Source organism: Paracoccus shandongensis (assembly GCF_017315735.1).
Lineage (GTDB): Bacteria > Pseudomonadota > Alphaproteobacteria > Rhodobacterales > Rhodobacteraceae > Paracoccus > Paracoccus shandongensis.
In genome coordinates, this window is the sequence record NZ_JAFLRK010000007.1 from 1 (window position 1) to 17,296 (window position 17,296).

The following is a 17,296-nucleotide window of genomic DNA, read 5'->3' on the forward strand; positions in this document are numbered from 1 at the left end:
CGCGCCGCGATGGCCGCGCCCTGCGCCAGCCCCGCCCGGATCGCGGCCAGATCGCGCGGCCCGCCCCGGTCCAGCGCCAGCCGCGACAGCGCCCGGTCCATGTCGGGCACGCGGGCCAGCGCGGTCCGCAGATCGGCCATCAGGCGCGGATCATCGGCCAGCATCGCCACCGCGTCCTGCCGCGCATGGATCAGCGCCAGGTCGCGGCTTGGCGCGCTGATGCGGCGTTCCAGAAGCCGCGCGCCCGCCGCCGTCACCGTCCGGTCGATGGAGGCCAGCAGCGATCCTTCGCGCCCGCCCGACAGCGCCTGCGTCAGTTCCAGGTTGCGCCGGGTGGCCGCGTCGATCCCCATCGCCCCGCCCGCCCGTTCGCGCACCGGCGGGCGCAGCAAGGGCAGCTTGCCCTTCTGCGTCAGGTCCAGATAATCGACGATGGCCCCCATGGCCGCCAATTCGGCGCGGGTGAAGCTGCCAAAGCCGTCCAGCGTTTCCACGCCATACAGCGCACAAAGCCGCCGCTGCCCCGCCGCGCTGTCAAAGGCGCTGGCGTGCAGGTCGGTCAGCGCCGCCCCGGCATCCTCGACCAACTCGCGCAGGTCATGGCCCGCCGCCAGCACCTCGCGCGGGGCCAGGCGCGCCAGTTCCGGGGCAAGGCGCGCCAAGGCGCAGTCCATCACCTGAAAGGCGCCCGTGGAAATGTCCACCCAGGCCAGCGCGCAATCGTCCCGCACCTGCGCCCATGCCGCCAGATAGTTGTGCCGCCGCGCCTCCAGCAGCGATTCCTCGGTCAGGGTGCCGGGCGTCACCAGCCGCACCACGTCGCGGGCGACGACCGACTTCGACCCGCGCTTCTTCGCCTCGGCCGGATCCTCCATCTGCTCGGCGATGGCCACGCGGAACCCCTTGCGGATCAGCGTCAGAAGATAGCTTTCGGCCGCATGGACCGGCACGCCGCACATCGGGATCGGCTCTCCCCCATGGGTGCCGCGTTTCGTCAGCGCGATGTCCAGGGCGCTCGCGGCGGCCACCGCGTCGTCAAAGAACATCTCGTAGAAATCGCCCATGCGATAGAACAGCAGCGCGCCGGGGTTCGCCTCGCGGATCGCCAGGTATTGCGCCATCATCGGGGTGGGCTGGTCGGTCACGTCCTTCGTCATGGCCGCGTTTCTAGCCGCTTGCGCGCGCCTGCGAAATCCCTACATTCGGGCGCACCTCGGGGGGCCATCCTGGCTGAGACGCGCAAGCGGACCCGTTGAACCTGATCCGGCTAACACCGGCGGAGGGAAGGTGACGCTGTCCTTTCTTTCGGTATCCCATGTGAAAGGAGACAGCGATGAAACTGCCCCTGATGCTTGCCCTGCTGGCCGCCAGCCCCGCCATGGCCCAGGACAAGCCCGTCCTGACCGTCTATGCGGGCGAATCCATCGCCAGCGAATGGGGTCCAGGCCCGAAGATCGAGGAAGGCTTCGAATCCTTCTGCGCCTGCGACCTGCGCTTTGTCACCGGGGACGAGCTGTCGCGCATCCTGATGGAGGGCGAGCGGACCGAGGCCGATATCGTCTTCGGCCTGAACACCGACGTGACCGCCCACGCCCGCGCCTCGGGCCTGTTCGCGCCGCATGGGCAGGACACGACCGGGCTGTCGCTGCCCATCGCATGGAGCGACGACATCTTCCTGCCCTACAACTGGGGCGAGACGGCGTTCATGTATGACGAAACCCGGCTGAAGAACCCGCCGCGCAGTTTCGCCGAACTGCTGGACGCGCCCGACGACCTGAAGATCGTGATCCAGGATCCGCGGTCGTCCGTGTCGGGCCTGGCGCTGCTGCTGTGGGTCAAGTCGGTCTATGGCGACGACGCGCCCGAGGCCTGGGCCAAGCTTGCCCCCAAGGTGCTGACCGTGACCAAGGGCTGGTCCGAATCCTACGGCATGTTCACGGAAGGAGAGGCGGACATGGTGCTCTCCTACACCACCTCGCCCGCCTATCACATCGAGGCCGAGGGCGACCGCACGAAAAAGGCCGCGATCTTTCCCGAAGGCCATTACTTCATGGCCGAGGTCGCGGCGCAGGTCCGCACCACCGACCAGCCGGACCTGGCGCAAGCCTTCATGGACTGGATCCTGACGCCCGAGTTCCAGAAGATGATCTCGCTGGCCAACTGGTCCCTGCCCGCCAAGCTGCCTGAATCCGAATGGCCGCAGGTGATGCGCAATCTGCCGCGCCCCGAAAAGACCCTGTTCTATTCCGAAACCGAGGCCGAGGCGCTGCGCCAACCCGCGCTTGACGAATGGCTGCGGGCATTTTCCGGCTGACCCGGGCCGAAGGCGGGGGTGCTGCGGCCGCAGCCGCGCTGGCCCTGCTGATCGGCGGCACGCTGTTGGCCGTGGCCTGGGCCGCGCAGGGGCTGTCGGGGCTTGGACCCTGGGACTGGCGCGCGGTCTGGTTCACGCTGTGGCAGGCGGCGGTGTCGGCCACGCTATCGGCGGGGCTGGCTGTGCCGGTCGCGCGCGCCCTGGCGCGGCGGCGCTTTCCGGGGCGGGCGGCGCTGGTGACGCTGCTGGGCGCGCCCTTCATCCTGCCGGTGATCGTGGCGATCATGGGACTGATCGCGGTCCTTGGCCGCAACGGCGCGATCAACGCAGCCCTGCGCGCCCTGGGCCTGCCCGAGGTCAGCATCTATGGCTGGCAGGGCGTGATCCTGGCCCATGTGTTCTTCAACCTGCCCTTGTCGGTGCGGCTGGTCCTGCAGGGCTGGCAGGCGATCCCCGCCGAACGCTTCCGGCTGGCGGCATCCCTTGGCTTTGCCCCCCGCGACGTGGCCCGCCATCTGGAACGCCCGATGCTGCGGGGGGTGCTGCCCGGCGTCTGGCTGGCGGTGTTCCTGGTCTGCCTGACCAGCTTCACCGTGGCCCTGGCGCTTGGCGGGGGGCCGCGCGCGACCACGGTGGAACTGGCGATCTATCAGGCCTTCCGGTTCGATTTCGACCTGGGGCGCGCGGCAAGCCTGGGGCTGGTCCAGATCGGGATCTGCGTGGCGGCGATGGCCTTGGCGCGCTGGATCGCCATTCCGGCGGGTTTCGGGGCGGGACTAGACGCGGACCACAGGCCCATGGCGCCGGGCGGCTGGCACCGGATCAGCGACACCCTTGTGATCACAGCCGCAGCGGGCTTCCTGATCTGGCCCATGGCTGCCGTCATCGCGCGTGGCTTGCCCCGCATTCCCGCCCTGCCGCCGGAGGTCTGGGAGGCCGCGCTGCGATCGGTGGTGATGGCCCTGATCTCGGCCCTGCTGGCGATGGCGCTGTCGCTGGTGCTGGCCCTGTCGCTGGCGCGCGGGCGGATGGGTTGGGTGGAAACGGCGGGGATGCTGCCGCTGATCGCCTCGCCCCTGGTGCTGGGGACGGGGCTGTTCATCCTGTTGCGCGGCTGGTTTGCACCGCAGGCGCTGGCCTTGCCGGTGACGGTGGCGATCAATGCGGTGATGGCCCTGCCTTTCGGGTTGCGCGCGCTGATCCCGGCGGCGCGGACGCTGCATGGGGACTATGGAAGGCTGGCCGATTCGCTGGACCTGCGCGGATGGGCGCGGCTGCGGCTCTTGACCCTGCCGCGCCTGGCCCGGCCCCTGGGCTTTGCGGGCGGGCTGGCGGCGGCGCTGGCCATGGGGGATCTGGGTGTGATCACGCTTTTTGCCAGCGACCGCCCGACGCTGCCCTTGCAGCTTTACCAGTTGATGAACGCCTATCGCATGGACGATGCCTCGGGCTGCGCGGTGCTGCTGATGGCGATCAGCTTTGGCCTGTTCTGGATGTTCGACCGTGGAGGCCGCCTTGCTTGAGTTCGACGCCGTCCGCGTGACGCGCGGCCCCTTCACCCTGTCGGCGGATCTGACCGTCCCGACCGGCGCGCGGGTGGCGGTCATCGGCCCGTCCGGGTCGGGGAAATCCACGCTGCTGTCGCTGGTGGGGGGGTTCCTGGCGCCCGACCGGGGCCGCATCCGCGTGGACGGGCGGGACATCACCGCCCTGCCGCCGGGGCGGCGGCCGGTGTCCATGCTGTTCCAGGACCAGAACCTGTTTCCGCACCTGACGGTGGCGCAGAACGTGGGCCTTGGCCTGCGCCCCGATGGGCGCCTGTCCGATCCGCAGCGCGCCCGCGTGGCGCAGGTGCTGGAGGAGGTGGGCCTGGAGGGGATGGAAACGCGCCGCCCCGCCAATCTGTCGGGCGGCCAGCAAGGCCGCGTGGCGCTGGCCCGCGTCCTGCTGCGCGCCCGTCCCCTGCTGCTGCTGGACGAGGCCTTCGCGGCGCTTGGCCCGGCCTTGAAGGCCGAGATGCTGGCCCTGCTGGGCCGCATCGCCGACCAGACCGGGGCCACGGTGCTGATGGTCACCCATGACCCGGATGATGCGCGCAGCTTCGCGCCGCAGACGATCCTGGTCGAGGGAGGCATGGCCCATCCCCCGGTGCCGACCGGGCCGCTGCTGGACAACCCGCCGCCGGGATTGCGGGCCTATCTGGGGTGACATGGCACCAGCGCTGCCCGGGCGGGATCAGGAAACGCATGGCGTTTCCCCCGCCCGCTTCCCGACATCGCCACCAGAAACGGATCGAGCCTGTGACCACAAAAGGCCGGCGCCCGACCCGGTGGGCGAGAAGCGCCCGCCGGGGGCGGGTCGGGCGCTGGCCGGGCCTTTGAGGCCCGTCCGGTTCAGGTGGATAGGGCATCGCGTGGCGACGGCGATGGCCGTCGCCAGTCAAACCTCGGCCCTACAGGTTGAACACCCGTTCCGGCTGGACCAGCCCGCCCTGATAGCGCCCGATGCAGACCGGCCCCCTGGCGTCCGATACCCAGACCAGATCGCCCCATTCCGCCGTTCCCGTCACCTGGCCCGGATTGCCGTTGCGGATGCGGACCGCGCCCTCGGACGTGGCGCGCAGCATGGGCAGGTCGGCCAGCGCGACCTCCAGCGGCAGAAGCCGGGTGTCCAGCCAGTCCTGCGCCTCGCGGTCGATTCGGTCGAAGGGCACGGCATCCTCGGCCTCGAAGGGCCCGGACCAGGTGCGGCGCAGATGGGCGACATGGCCCAGGCAGCCAAGCGCGCGGCCCAGGTCGCGGGCAATGGATCGGACATAGCCGCCCTTGCCGCAGACCATCTCCAGCCGCGCGGTGTCGCGGTCGCAATCCAGCAGGGTCAGGCTTTCCACCCACAGGGGGCGGGCGGCAAGGTCCAGGTCCTCGCCCTCGCGCGCGAGGTCATAGGCGCGTTCGCCATCGACCTTGACGGCGGAAAAGGCCGGGGGCACCTGCATGATGTCGCCGGTAAAGGCGGGCAGCGCGGATTCGATGGCGGCGCGGTCGGGGCGGGCGTCGGACGTGCGCACCACCGCACCCGAGGCATCGTCGGTCGCCGTCTCGGCCCCCCAGGTGACCGTGAAGTCATAGCATTTGAGCGCATCGGTGACGGTGGCGACGGTCTTGGTGGCCTCGCCCAGGGCCACGGCCAGAACGCCGGTCGCGTCGGGGTCCAGCGTGCCCGCATGGCCCGCCTTTTTCGCGTCCAGCGCCCAACGGACCTTGGCCACCACCGCGGTCGAGCCGACGCCCGCGGGCTTGTCCACGATCAGCCAGCCATTGATGTCGCGGCCCTTCTTGCGTGCCATCGGATCCCCCGTGAAATCGAAGGCGGCGGCATAGCCAGCCGCCCGCGCAAGGTCAACCGGCGCTTTCGACCAGCCCGATGATCGGCCCCAGCGACCGCCCGAAATCCGCCCGGTTCACCCCCGGCGCGTAAAGCCTGCTGATCGATCCGTCGAAATAAAGCGCATCCCGCACCCCAAGCCCGTCGCGGAACAGCCGCCCGAATTCGTGAAACGTCACCGCCCGGTCGGAAATGGCGAACCACGCCGTCTGCCCGTCGGGCGAGACGCCCACGCCGTTGCGCACATAGCGGCTGTCCGAATTGACCAGAAAGCGGGGGTGCAGGTCGCCGTCGATCACCAGCATCGGCCCCGATTGCGTGGCAAGGCGGCAGTCGGGGCGGGCTTGCGCAAAGGCGCGGCTTTCGATCACCTGGAAGGGCCGCGCCCCGCCGGTGCAGAAGACGCCGTTGGGCAGCATCCCGAAATTGTCGCGGCTGGCCCCGGTGACGATGGGCTGCAGTTCCACCCCGTCGATGACCAGCAGGCCCACGGGGCGGTAATCCGCGTGATACATGCCCGCGTTCATGGCGAAGGCCAGGCTTTCGCCCTGCGCCAGCGTCGCGCGGACATTGGCGAAATTGCGCAGGGGCTGGCCGTCCGCCCCGTCCTGCCACAGGCGCAGCGCGGGTTCCTGCGCGGCGGACACCTCGCAGACGACATAACCCTGCCCGTCATGGGTCATGCGCCCGCAACCGTCCGCCGCAGCCGGGATCGCCCAGGCCAGCAGCATGCCCACCGCCACGCCCAGCGGGCGCCAGTCAATCTTCATCGTCGTCGGCGCCTTCCACGTCGCGGCGGACGCGTTCGTCGGCGAACAGGCGGCGGGTGTCGTCCATGCGGTCGAAGGTCTCGTCCAGCTGGAACCGCAGCTGGGGGGCGTATTTCAGAGTCATGGCCTTTGCGACCAGATGGCGCAGTTCGGGCGTGTTGCGGCGCAGGGCGGCCAGGGCGTCCTCGGCCCCCTGCCCGCCCAGGGGCAGGACATAGGCGGTGGCGACCTTGAGATCCGTGGACATGCGGACCTCGCCCACGGTGATCGAATGGCGGTTGAGGTCCGGGTCGTGGACATCGGCGCGCGCCAGCACGTCGGACAGGGTGCGGCGGATCAGCTCGCCCACGCGAAGCTGGCGCTGCGAGGGGCCGGAGCCATGGGAATAACGGTTCTGTGCCATGTGTCCCGATGTAGGGGGTCGCGGGCCGCGCCGCAACGGGATATGACGCGGGCAAAGAGTGGAGGCCCGCATGAGCGATTTGCAGAACACGGACGCGCCCGCCCGGCCGGGGATCGTCGTCACCGGCGCATCCGGGCGGATGGGGCGGATGCTGGTGCGGCTGATCGCCGAGAACCCCGCCGTGCGGCTGGCGGGCGCCTTGGAGCGGCCGGGCCACCCTTGGATCGGCCGCGACCTGGGCGAATGCATGGGCGGGGCGCCCCTGGGCGTGACGGTCAGCGACGACGCGGTGGCGGTGATCGCGCAGGCGCAGGCGGTGATCGACTTCACCGCGCCCGCAGCCACAGTGGCGTTCGCCGAACTGACCGCGCAGGCCCGCGCCGTGCATGTGATCGGCACCACGGGGCTTGAGCCCTCGCACCTGGACTATCTGAAAGCCGCCGCCCGGCACGCGCCGATCATCCGGGCGGGCAACATGAGCCTGGGGGTGAACCTGCTTCTGGGCCTGACCCGCAAGGTCGCCGCCGCCCTGGGGACCGACTGGGACATCGAGGTGGTCGAGGCCCATCACCGCATGAAGGTCGATGCGCCGTCCGGCACCGCGCTGATGCTGGGCGAGGCCGCCGCCGAAGGGCGGGGCCGGACGCTGGCGGATCTGCGCACGCCCGCGCGCGAGGGGATCACCGGCGCGCGGGTGCCGGGGTCCATCGGCTTTGCCGCCATCCGGGGCGGCGACGTGGTGGGCGAGCATGACGTGATCTTCGCGGGCGAGGGCGAACGGATCGTGCTGCGGCACCTGGCGACGGACCGGGCGATCTTCGCGCGCGGCGCCATCCGCGCGGCGATCTGGGGCCAGGACAAGGGGCCGGGCGAATACGACATGCAGGATGTGCTGGGGTTGAACTGAGGGCGCGGTGACGGTGGGGTGGAACCTCACCTTGCGCATTTCCCCGGAAAAATCCGTAGGGTGCGTGCTTGCACGCACCGATGCGCCCGATAAAGGTGCGTGCAAGCACGCACCCTACGGATCGGCCCGTTCTCCCGGTGCGGGGACAAAGGCATCCGCCCAACCGGGGTTCCTGGCATGGCGCGCCGTGACATAGGAATACAGCGGCACGATCCGAAAACCTCCCTTCCGTGCGTCAGCCACCATGGCCTCGACCAAGGCCGCGGCGGCCGCGGTGCCGCTCAGCGCCTCGGGCGCGCCGGTGTGGTCGGCGCTGATCCGGTCGGGCGCGCGGCGCGTGAAGTTGGCGTAGGGTGGGGTTTCACCCCACCATAGCTCCCTCACGGCTGGATCGAACAACACCCCGACAGCATCCTCGGGCTGTCGCCATGGATCACCAGCGTCGCCGACAGCCCGAAGATCCGGTCCGACATGCCGTCCGAACAGATCTGCGGCTGCGAAAACAGCGTCATGTCCCGCGCCACCACCACCCGCGCCGGATCGCGGAAGACGCCCCTGTCCAGCACCGCCTGCACGGGGCGGCGGTCGCCCGTCTGATTTTCGGGCGTGCGCAGGACCAGGTCGCCGCCTTCGCGCCTTGCGTCCCAGAACGGCTCGGTCCCCAGGCAGCGGAACCCGGCAGGCAGCGCGCCCGGCTGCCAAACATCGGTGCGATAGGCGAGGTAACGCATCGACACCCAACCCGTACTTTCACCCGCATTGACCCGCGCCCAGCCTTGGCGTTCCTCGACCACCTCGATCGCCTTGGCGTCGGGGGCCAGGGTGCCGACGATGGCGGCCTTGGCCTCGGGTTCGGCCCGGATGTTCAGGACATCGTCGGCGGCAACGCCGCTGACATCGAACAGGGTGGGCAGGATGTATTCCTGCGTGGCCAGGGCGGGGCTGGCAAGGGCAAGCGTCAGGGCAAGAACGGTGCGGAACATGGGGGCCTCCTTTGCGGGCAGTCTAGCGGCATCGGCATCACAACGCATCAGGCTTCGTTCACGGATGGTTCCCCCGGCGCGCCGAAGCCGCTAGAAACGCCCCATGACGACGCGCCTGACCGCTGACGAAACCCTGACCGCCGCCTTGGCGCGGATGCTGGCCGCCACCCTGCGGCCCGGCGACACGATCCTGCTGGAGGGGCCGGTGGGGGCGGGCAAGACCCATTTCGCCCGCGCCTTCATCCGCGCCCGCCAGGGCGAGGGGGCCGAGGATGTGCCAAGCCCGACCTTCACCCTGGTCCAGACCTATGACGACCCGCTTGGAACGGAAATCTGGCACGCGGATCTTTATCGCCTGACCGATCCGTCCGAACTGGCCGAACTGGGCCTGGACGAGGCGCTGGCGGACGCCATCTGCCTGATCGAATGGCCCGACCGGCTGGAACAGCTGCCGGACGGCGCGATCACCATCGGCATCGCCGCCCATGCCGACCCCGATCTGCGCGAGATCACCCTGATCGCGCCGGACGCCGCCCGCATTGCGGCGCGCGCCGCTTTCGTGGCGGGGGCAGGCTGGGGGGATGCGCGGGTGTTGCCGCTGGCAGGCGATGCCTCGGCCCGGCGGTTCTTCCGGTTGACCGGCGCGCAGGGCAGCGCGGTGCTGATGGACGATCCCTCGGGCGGCTGCGCGCCTTTCGTGGCCATGACCGAGTGGCTGCGCGGCCATGGCTTCGGCGCGCCTGCGATCCTGGCGCAGGATCCGGCGGGGCTGCTGCTGGTCGAGGATCTGGGCGACGATCTGGTCGCCCGCGTGCTGGAACGCGATCCGGCCATGGCGCCCCCGGTCTATGACCGGATCACGGATCTGCTGGTCGATCTGCACCGCCATCCGGTTCCCGGCTTCGTGGCGGCCCTAGACGGGCCGGTGCTTGCCGAACAGGTGGGGCTGTTCGCGGACTGGTATCCGCAGGCCGCAGGCGCGGCGGGCGGCCAGGACATCGCCCCCCTGGTCGCGGCGCTGCACGCGGACCTGGCCGCCGATGTCCCGCCCGTGCTGGCCCTGCGCGATTTCCATGCCGAGAACCTCCTCTGGCAGGGGGATGCGCCCCTGGGCCTCATCGACTATCAGGACGCGGTGGCCTGCCATCCGGCCTATGACCTGGTGTCGGCCCTGCAGGACGCGCGCCGCGACGTGGATCCGGGGATCGAAGCCGCCTGCATCAGTCGCTATCTGGCCGCGACCGGGATGGACCCGGACCGCTTCCGCGCGGCCTATGCGCTGCTGGGGGCGCAGCGGAACCTGCGGATCCTGGGCATCTTCACGCGGCTGTGCCTGCGCGACGGCAAGGGGCGATACCTGGACTTCATGCCGCGCGTCTGGGGTCATGTCCGGCGCAACCTGGCCCATCCGGCGCTGGCCCCGCTGGCCCAAGCGGTCGCTGCCCTGCCCGCCCCCGACAATGCCGTCATCGAAAGGATCCGCGCCCGATGCGCCCGCTGATGATCTTTGCCGCAGGGCTTGGCACGCGGATGCGGCCCCTGACCGACCGGCTGCCGAAGCCCCTGATCCCGGTCGCAGGCCGGACGCTGCTGGACCGCGCGCTGGACCTGGGCCGGGACGCAGGCGCGGGGCCGGTCGTGGTCAACACGCATTACCTGGGCCCCCAGATCGCCTCCCACCTTGCCGGGCAGGAGGTGGCGATCAGCCATGAGCCCGGCACGATCCTGGACACCGGCGGCGGGTTGCGCCAGGCGCTGCCGCTGCTGGGGGAAGGGCCGGTGACGACCCTGAACCCGGATGTGGTCTGGACCGGCCCGAACCCGCTGATGGCGCTGGAGGCCGCCTGGCGCGACGACATGGACGCGCTGCTGATGCTGGTGCCGCTGGCCCGGGCCACCGGACGGCAAGGGGCGGGCGACTTCGCGCTGGACCCCACGGGCCGCATCAGCCGCCGGGGCGATTTCGTCTATGGCGGCGCGCAGATCATCCGCCCCGACCGGCTGGCCGGGATCCCCGACCGGGTGTTTTCGCTCAACCGCCTGTGGGATCTGCTGATCGCCGAGGGGCGCGCCCATGGCGTCGTCCATCCCGGCGGCTGGTGCGACGTGGGCTATCCGCAGGCGATCCCCCTGGCGGAAAGGATGCTGCATGGCTGAGCCTGTGTTCCGCGGCCTTTACGCCCTGCCGCCCGGCGTCGATTTTGCCCATGAATTCGTGGCGGGGTTCCTGGACCGCATGGCGGGCCAGCCGCCCGAGGCGATGGCCCGCGTCACCATCTATGCCAATGCCTCGCGCACCCTGGCCGAGATGAAATGCGCCTTCGACAAGCGCGGCCCGCTGCTGCTGCCGCGCCTTCTGCCGGTCACGAACCTGGACACGCCCGCCCTGATGGGCCAGCCAACATCGGCCCCGCTGGCGCGGCGGCTGCAACTGGCCCGGCTGGTGGCGGGCCTGCTGGACGCGCGGCGCGACCTGGCGGCGGGCCATTCCATCGCCTTCCTGGCGCGGTCGCTGGCCAGCCTGATGCACGAGATGCAGACCGAGGGCCTGACCCCCGAGGCGCTGGAAGGCATCGACACCGGCGATCACGCCCGCCACTGGCAGAACGCCCTGGCCTTCCTGCGCATCGCCGCGCGGTTTCACCTGGACGGCCCGCCGATGGACCGCCCCGCGCGCCAGCGGCTTGCCGCCGAAACCGTGGTGGCGGACTGGGCGCAGGGCGTGGGCCTGCCCCCCGGGCCGGTGATCGTCGCGGGCTCCACCGGATCGCATGGCGCGACGCGCCTGTTCATGGAGGCGGTGGCGGCGTTGCCCGAAGGCGCGGTGGTGCTGCCGGGCTTCGACTTCGACCAGCCCCCGGCGGTCTGGGACAGCCTTCAGGCGGGGGCCGAGGATCACCCGCAATCGCGCTTTGCGCCCCTGGTCCGCGCCTTTGGCCGCCCCGCGCGCTGGACAAACACGCCGCCGCCGATGCCGGACCGCAACCGCCTGATCTCTCTGGCGCTGCGGCCCGCGCCCGTCACCGACCAGTGGATCGCCGAAGGCCCGCGCCTGCCCGACCTGATCGCGCCCACGCAGGGCCTGACCCTGATCGAGGCCGACCAGCCCGGCCAGGAGGCCGAGGTGATCGCCCTTCTGCTGCGCGACGCCGCCGAACGCGAGGCGCGCGCCACGCTGATCGGGGCGGACGGCAACCTGATCCGGCGCGTGACCGCCGCGCTGGACCGCTGGCACCTGCGGCCCGACGAAAGCGCGGGCCAGCCCCTGTCGCTGACCGCGAATGGCCTGTTCCTGCGCCAGATCGCCGCGCTGTTCGGCCAGGCGCTGACCATCGACCGGCTGCTGATCCTGCTCAAGCATCCGATGACGGTCACGGGATCGGCGGTGCTGCACCTCAACGACGCGCGCAGGCTGGCGCGCGACCTGGAACTGCACCTGCGCCGCAACGGCCCGGCCTTTCCCGACGGCGATTGTTTGCGCGATTGGGCCACGCGCGGCGACGAGGCCCGCAAGATCTGGGCCGAATGGCTGGCCGACCTTCTGGACCGCATCACCCCCCTGGCCCGCGACCGCGCCCCGCGCCCCTTGTCCGACCGGCTTCACGACCTGATCGCGCTGGCCGAGTCCTGGGCGGCGGGCCCCGGGGGCAGTCCTGCGGCGTCGAAGCTGTGGCAGGACAGCGCGGGGACGCTTCTGCGCAGCACGATCGACCATCTGGCCGAACACGCGGCCCAGGGGCCAAGCCTCAGCCCGACCGAGTTCTGTTCGCTGCTGCTCGATGAGATGCGCCAGCAATCCGTGCGGATCGCCGGCGGCGCCCATCACCTGATCCATATCCGCGGAACCCGGGAAGCCCGCATCGTGGGCGAGGGGACCGTGATCCTGTCGGGCCTGAACGAGGGGGGCTGGCCGCAGCCCCTGGCGCCCGATCCCTGGCTGTCGCGGCAGATGCGGGCGGCGGCGGGCCTGCCGCTGCCGGAAACCCTGATCGGGCTTGCGGCGCACGACTTCCAGCAGGTGATGGGACTGGACCAGGTGGTCCTGACCCGCGCCCGCCGCGATGCCGAGGCGGAAACCATCCCCTCGCGCTGGCTGAACCGGCTGACCAACCTGATGACCGGCCTGCCCGAAAGGAACGGCCCGCAGGCCCTGGCCGCGATGCGCGCGCGGGGCAATGCCTGGCTGGCCAAGGCCGCCGCCCTGTCGCGGCCCCCGGTGACGGTCGGGCCCGCCGCCCGCCCTTCGCCCATCCCGCCCGCGCCGCCGTTCAAGGAACTGCCGGTCACGGATGTGTCCCTGCTGATCCGCGACCCTTACGCGGTCTATGCCAAGCGCGTGCTGGGCCTGCGCCCCCTGCCCCCGCTGCGGCCGGAACCCGATGCCAGCCTGCGCGGCCAGACGCTGCACGCCATCGTCGAGGCGCTGGTGGCCTCGAAACCCGCGCCCGACACGCCGCCTGCGGTGCTGAAGGCCCGGTTCCTGCGGCTGACGGCCGAGATCCTGCTGCGCGACGTGCCCTGGCCCGCCACCCGCGCCTTCTGGGCCGCGCGGATGGAACGGATCGCCGACCAGATCGTCGCGGACGAGCTGGCCCGGCTGGCCCAGGGCCGCCCGGTGGTGGTGGAAAAGCGCGGCCGCGTGGCGCTGCCCGGGATGGACTTCGTGCTGACCGCCCGGCCCGACCGGATCGACCTTCTGCACGACGGGCAGGTCATGATCTATGACTACAAGTCCGGCAAGCCGCCGACCGACCGGCAGATCGCCACCTTCGACAAGCAGCTGATCCTGGAAGCCGCGATGGTCCGGCGCGGCGGCTTCGACGCGATCGGCCCCGCCGATGTCGCGGGCATCAGCTATATCCAGCTGGGCGGCGAGGGCGAGACCCATCCCCGCAGCTATTCCCCGCAACTGGAGGCCGAGAACTGGGAAGGCTTCGTCCGCCTGGTCGCGGCCTATCTGGGGGGCGAGATCGGGTTCACCGCGATGCGCGCGCCCGAACAGACCAGCTATGCGGGCGACTACGATCATCTGGCGCGCTACGGCGAATGGTCGCTGGCCGATGCGCCCCGTGCGGAAAGGGTGGGCGATGAAAAGGGCAATGGGGATGGATGAAGCCAGCCTCAACCAGATCGCGGCGGCCGATCCCGCCCGGTCCACCTGGCTGACGGCCAATGCGGGGTCGGGCAAGACCCGCGTGCTGACCGACCGCGTGGCGCGCCTGCTGCTGGCCGGGACCGCGCCCGAACGCATCCTGTGCCTGACCTATACCAAGGCCGCCGCGACCGAGATGCAGAACCGCCTGCTGAAACGTCTTGGCCAATGGGCGATGCTGCCCGAACCCGATCTGCGGCGCGAACTGGCCGAACTGGGCGAAGGGGGCGACCCGGATCTGGCGCAGGCCCGCCGCCTGTTCGCCCGCGCCATCGAGACCCCGGGCGGGCTGAAGGTCCAGACCATCCACAGCTTCTGCGCGGCCCTGCTGCGCCGCTTCCCGCTGGAAGCCGGGGTGCCGATGGGCTTCATGGAACTGGACGACCGTTCCGCCCGCGCGCTGCGCGCCCAGATCGTCGAGGACATGGCCGAAGAAGGCATCCCGGCGATCCGCGACCTGACGGCGCTGGTGACGGGCGACAATCTGGACGCCTTCCTGGCGGGCCTGTCCGAATCGGATTATCCCCGCGAACCCGATCCCGCGCCGATCTGGCGCTCCATGGGCCTGCCGCCGGGACTGGACGAACCCGCGCTGCTGGCCCGGGTCTTCGACGGGGCCGAGGGCGACCTGTTCGCGGCCCTGGTGCCGATCCTGCGGGCCAGCGGCCCCAAGGACTGCAAGCTGGCCGACCAGCTTTCGGCGGGCAATTGGGCCGATCCCGGCCTGGCGGAACTGCATCTCTTGTGCAAATGCCTGCTGTTCGGCAAGGATGCCCGCGTGCCCTTCGGCCCCAAGATCGGCGACATCCCCACCAAGGCCCTGCGGGAAGGCCGCTGCGCCCCCTTCATGGCGGATCTCAACGACCTGATGGGGCGCGTGGCCGATGCCAGGCCCCTGTGCATGGGGCTGGCGCTGGCGCAAAAGACGCTGGCCTTGCACCGCTTCGGCCATGAATTCACCCGCCGCCTGGCCATCCAGAAGGCCACCCATGGCTGGCTGGATTTCGACGACCTGATCCGCCGCACCGCCGAGCTCTTGGAGGAATCCTCCATGGCGCAATGGGTGTTGTGGCGGCTGGACGGCGGCATCGACCATATCCTGGTCGACGAGGCCCAGGACACCAGCCCGGACCAATGGCGCGTGATCCGGCGGCTGACGGACGAATTCACCAGCGGCCAGGGCGCCCATGACCGGCCCCGCACGCTGTTCGTGGTGGGCGATCCCAAGCAGTCGATCTATTCCTTCCAGGGCGCCGACATCGCCGTCTTCGAGGCGATGCGCGACCGCTTCCGCCAGGATTTCGAGGCCGTGCGCCAGCCCATGCAGCAGCGCGGGCTGGCCCATTCGTTCCGATCCTCGCCCGCGATCCTGTCGCTGGTCGATACGGTCTTTTCGGGCGACGCGGCCGAAGGCCTGGGCGATCCGCCCCGCCACATCGCCTTTCGCGACACCATGCCGGGCCGCATCGACATCTGGCCGCCCCTGCCCGAACCCGAAAAGCCCGAGGAGGGCGACTGGACGCGCCCCGTCGATGCGCCGGCGGAAAACGCCGCCGACACGCAGCTGGCCCGCGCCGTGGCCCGGCAGGTGCGCCAGATCATCGGCACGCCCATCCGCGACGGCAAGACCGGCCAGGTCCGCGCCATCGGGCCGGGCGACATCCAGATCCTGGTCCAGCGCCGGGCGGGGCTCTTCGACGACCTGATCCGAGAGCTGAAGGCCGCGGGCCTGCCCGTGGCCGGGGCGGACCGGCTGAAGCTGGCCGCCGAACTGGCCGTGCGCGACATCACCGCAACGCTGTCGGTCGTCTCCACCCCCGAGGACGACCTGTGCCTGGCCGCCGTCCTGAAATCGCCCCTGTTCGGCCTGACCGAGGACGACCTTTATCGCCTGGCCGCCGGGCGCGGGCGGCAGTTCCTGTGGGAACGCCTGCGCGAATCGCCCTATCGCGGGGCCTTCGAGGTTCTCTATGACCTGATGGACCAGGCCGATTACCTGCGCCCCTACGACCTGATCTCGCGCCTTCTGGTCCGCCACGGGGGACGCGCCGCGCTGTTGTCCCGCCTCGGCCCCGAGGCCGAGGACGGCATCGACGAACTGCTGTCGCAGGCCCTGGCCTATGACACGGTGGAAACGCCGTCCTTGACGGGCTTCCTGGTCTGGCTGGGCAGCGACGACGTGCAGATCAAGCGGCAATTGCCCGGCGGGGCGGGCGGGCTGATCCGGGTGATGACGGTGCATGGATCCAAGGGGCTGGAAAGCCCCGTGGTGATCCTGCCCGAAACGAAGAAGCGCAAGCCGGGGCGCGGCCAGCCGCTGATCCGGCTGGACGACCGGCCCGCCTGGCGGGGCCTTGCCGCCGAACGCCCCGATCCCGTGGCCCGGGCCGTGGCCGACCTCGAGCAGCGGCAGGAGGAGGAACGCCGCCGCCTCTTGTATGTCGCGATGACGCGGGCCGAAAGCTGGCTGATCGTGGCGGCGGCGGGCGATTGCGGCGTGGGGCTCGAGTCCTGGCATTCCATGGTCTCGGTCGGCGCGGTGCGGTGCAGCCTGGAACGCACCCGGGTCGAGATCGACGGCATCGGCGCCGCCGAGCGGCTGTTCTTCGGCGCCTGGCCGGACGAGGCCGTGGCGCTGGACGCGACCTTCGCCCCCCCGGCCCGCGCGCCCGAATGGGCCCATCGCCGCGCCCCCGCGCCCCCGCCCCGGATGCTGGCCATCGCCGCCACCGCGCTTGGCGGGGCCAAGGTCATCGGCGAGGGGACCGAGGACGCCGATCCCGCCGCCGCCATGCTGCGCGGCACGCGGCTGCACCTGCTGCTGGAACACCTGCCCCACCAGCCCGCGACCGACTGGCCGCGCATCGCCCGCGGCCTGCTGGCCGGGGCCGAGGGCGGCCTGCCCGGGGCCGACGAGCTGGCCGACCTGCTGGCCGAGGCCGCTGCGGTGATCAACGCGCCCGCCTTGGCCGAGGTGATGACGCCCGACCCTTTTGCCCAGGTCCTGACCGAGGTCGCGCTGACTGCCCCCCTGCCGGGCCTTGGCCCGGTGCATGGCGCCATCGACCGGCTGATCGTCACGGATGCGCGGATCATCGCCGTGGACTACAAGTCGAACGCGGTGGTGCCCGACCGCCCCGAGGACACGCCCGAGGGGATCCTGCGCCAGATGGCCGCCTATCGCGCGGCGCTGCGGATGATCTGGCCCGCCCGCGCGGTCGAGGTCCGCGTCCTGTGGACCGCCACGCGCAGCCTGATGGTGATCCCCGACAAGGTCCTGGACCGCGTCATGGCCGCCCTTGACCCCAAGGCGCTGGCTTCATAGCTGTTGAAACGAAGCCTTGCCGCATCCCGCCGGCATGTCCCTTGCAAGGAGCGATAGA

The 17,296-nt window shown here is 70.9% G+C and carries 14 protein-coding genes and 1 riboswitch; of the genes, 8 read left to right on the top strand and 6 right to left on the bottom strand.

What is annotated here, in order from left to right; all coding sequences use genetic code 11:
* Nucleotides 1–1,157: MutS N-terminal domain-containing protein (locus JX613_RS06870; RefSeq protein ID WP_473754218.1), on the bottom strand; the 1,157-nt coding region annotated here is incomplete at its 3' end.
* A gap of 47 nt (nucleotides 1,158–1,204) precedes the next feature.
* Nucleotides 1,205–1,302: riboswitch (TPP riboswitch) on the top strand.
* A 31-nt stretch (nucleotides 1,303–1,333) separates the two neighbouring features.
* On the opposite strand from JX613_RS06870, the gene JX613_RS06875 reads away from it, so the two are divergent.
* From JX613_RS06875 to JX613_RS06885, 3 genes are read left to right on the top strand one after another with little or no spacing between them, the layout of a single operon-like run.
* Nucleotides 1,334–2,314: a thiamine ABC transporter substrate-binding protein gene (locus JX613_RS06875; protein WP_207100723.1), complete on the top strand. Its 981-nt coding sequence runs from the start codon at nucleotides 1,334–1,336 to the stop codon at nucleotides 2,312–2,314.
* The gene (locus JX613_RS06880) at nucleotides 2,290–3,837 is read left to right on the top strand and encodes a thiamine/thiamine pyrophosphate ABC transporter permease ThiP (protein ID WP_207100724.1); all 1,548 of its coding nucleotides are present in this window, start codon (nucleotides 2,290–2,292) and stop codon (nucleotides 3,835–3,837) included. Before JX613_RS06875 ends, JX613_RS06880 begins: the two co-directional genes overlap by 25 nt.
* Nucleotides 3,830–4,522 (top strand): thiamine ABC transporter ATP-binding protein, encoded by a 693-nt coding sequence (locus tag JX613_RS06885; RefSeq protein WP_207100725.1) that lies wholly within the window; start codon nucleotides 3,830–3,832, stop codon nucleotides 4,520–4,522. Before JX613_RS06880 ends, JX613_RS06885 begins: the two co-directional genes overlap by 8 nt.
* A gap of 244 nt (nucleotides 4,523–4,766) precedes the next feature.
* Here the strand turns inward: JX613_RS06885 and truB are convergent, their stop codons facing one another.
* Genes truB through rbfA form a run of 3 tightly spaced genes read right to left on the bottom strand, consistent with a single transcriptional unit; the run spans nucleotide 4,767 to nucleotide 6,871 of the window.
* Nucleotides 4,767–5,660: a tRNA pseudouridine(55) synthase TruB gene (gene truB / locus JX613_RS06890; RefSeq protein ID WP_207100726.1), complete on the bottom strand. Its 894-nt coding sequence runs from the start codon at nucleotides 5,658–5,660 to the stop codon at nucleotides 4,767–4,769.
* Between the two features lie 52 nt (nucleotides 5,661–5,712).
* Nucleotides 5,713–6,468 carry a phosphodiester glycosidase family protein gene (locus tag JX613_RS06895; RefSeq protein ID WP_207100727.1) on the bottom strand — a complete coding sequence of 252 codons (756 nt, stop codon included), beginning with the start codon at nucleotides 6,466–6,468 and terminating at the stop codon, nucleotides 5,713–5,715.
* On the bottom strand, nucleotides 6,458–6,871 hold the full coding sequence (gene rbfA / locus JX613_RS06900; protein WP_207100728.1) for a 30S ribosome-binding factor RbfA: 414 nt from the start codon (nucleotides 6,869–6,871) through the stop codon (nucleotides 6,458–6,460). The genes JX613_RS06895 and rbfA overlap by 11 nt, the downstream gene beginning before the upstream one ends.
* 70 nt (nucleotides 6,872–6,941) lie before the next feature.
* On the opposite strand from rbfA, the gene dapB reads away from it, so the two are divergent.
* Nucleotides 6,942–7,778, top strand: a complete 837-nt coding sequence (dapB, locus tag JX613_RS06905; RefSeq protein ID WP_207100729.1) for a 4-hydroxy-tetrahydrodipicolinate reductase — start codon at nucleotides 6,942–6,944, stop codon at nucleotides 7,776–7,778.
* 114 nt (nucleotides 7,779–7,892) lie between these two features.
* On the opposite strand, the gene JX613_RS06910 is transcribed toward dapB, so the two are convergent.
* Complete coding sequence (locus tag JX613_RS06910; RefSeq protein ID WP_207100730.1) at nucleotides 7,893–8,162, bottom strand: N-acetyltransferase; 270 nt, start codon at nucleotides 8,160–8,162, stop codon at nucleotides 7,893–7,895.
* Nucleotides 8,159–8,761 (bottom strand): COG3650 family protein, encoded by a 603-nt coding sequence (locus tag JX613_RS06915; protein ID WP_207100731.1) that lies wholly within the window; start codon nucleotides 8,759–8,761, stop codon nucleotides 8,159–8,161. Before JX613_RS06915 ends, JX613_RS06910 begins: the two co-directional genes overlap by 4 nt.
* Nucleotides 8,762–8,864: 103 nt before the next feature.
* Here JX613_RS06915 and tsaE point away from each other — a divergent pair, with 103 nt between their 5' ends.
* The 4 genes from tsaE to addA are packed head-to-tail and all read left to right on the top strand — an operon-like array spanning nucleotide 8,865 to nucleotide 17,238.
* Nucleotides 8,865–10,262 (top strand): tRNA (adenosine(37)-N6)-threonylcarbamoyltransferase complex ATPase subunit type 1 TsaE, encoded by a 1,398-nt coding sequence (gene tsaE, locus JX613_RS06920; RefSeq protein ID WP_207100732.1) that lies wholly within the window; start codon nucleotides 8,865–8,867, stop codon nucleotides 10,260–10,262.
* On the top strand, nucleotides 10,250–10,918 hold the full coding sequence (locus JX613_RS06925; protein ID WP_237168411.1) for a nucleotidyltransferase family protein: 669 nt from the start codon (nucleotides 10,250–10,252) through the stop codon (nucleotides 10,916–10,918). Before tsaE ends, JX613_RS06925 begins: the two co-directional genes overlap by 13 nt.
* Nucleotides 10,911–13,874 carry a double-strand break repair protein AddB gene (gene addB / locus JX613_RS06930; RefSeq protein ID WP_207100733.1) on the top strand — a complete coding sequence of 988 codons (2,964 nt, stop codon included), beginning with the start codon at nucleotides 10,911–10,913 and terminating at the stop codon, nucleotides 13,872–13,874. The genes JX613_RS06925 and addB overlap by 8 nt, the downstream gene beginning before the upstream one ends.
* A complete protein-coding gene (addA, locus tag JX613_RS06935) occupies nucleotides 13,867–17,238 on the top strand; it encodes a double-strand break repair helicase AddA (RefSeq protein WP_237168412.1) in 3,372 nt (1,123 codons plus the stop codon). The genes addB and addA overlap by 8 nt, the downstream gene beginning before the upstream one ends.
* Nucleotides 17,239–17,296: the final 58 nt, after the last annotated feature.

Bases quoted from the DNA above. Each gene is read 5' to 3' on its own strand.
- JX613_RS06925 (WP_237168411.1), top strand. From the start codon at position 10,250: ATGCGCCCGCTGATGATCTTTGCCGCAGGGCTTGGCACGCGGATGCGG.
- JX613_RS06895 (WP_207100727.1), bottom strand. From the start codon at position 6,468: ATGAAGATTGACTGGCGCCCGCTGGGCGTGGCGGTGGGCATGCTGCTG.
- addA (WP_237168412.1), top strand. From the start codon at position 13,867: ATGGATGAAGCCAGCCTCAACCAGATCGCGGCGGCCGATCCCGCCCGG.
- rbfA (WP_207100728.1), bottom strand. From the start codon at position 6,871: ATGGCACAGAACCGTTATTCCCATGGCTCCGGCCCCTCGCAGCGCCAG.
- JX613_RS06915 (WP_207100731.1), bottom strand. From the start codon at position 8,761: ATGTTCCGCACCGTTCTTGCCCTGACGCTTGCCCTTGCCAGCCCCGCC.
- JX613_RS06880 (WP_207100724.1), top strand. From the start codon at position 2,290: ATGGCTGCGGGCATTTTCCGGCTGACCCGGGCCGAAGGCGGGGGTGCT.
- dapB (WP_207100729.1), top strand. From the start codon at position 6,942: ATGAGCGATTTGCAGAACACGGACGCGCCCGCCCGGCCGGGGATCGTC.
- truB (WP_207100726.1), bottom strand. From the start codon at position 5,660: ATGGCACGCAAGAAGGGCCGCGACATCAATGGCTGGCTGATCGTGGAC.
- JX613_RS06875 (WP_207100723.1), top strand. From the start codon at position 1,334: ATGAAACTGCCCCTGATGCTTGCCCTGCTGGCCGCCAGCCCCGCCATG.
- tsaE (WP_207100732.1), top strand. From the start codon at position 8,865: ATGACGACGCGCCTGACCGCTGACGAAACCCTGACCGCCGCCTTGGCG.
- addB (WP_207100733.1), top strand. From the start codon at position 10,911: ATGGCTGAGCCTGTGTTCCGCGGCCTTTACGCCCTGCCGCCCGGCGTC.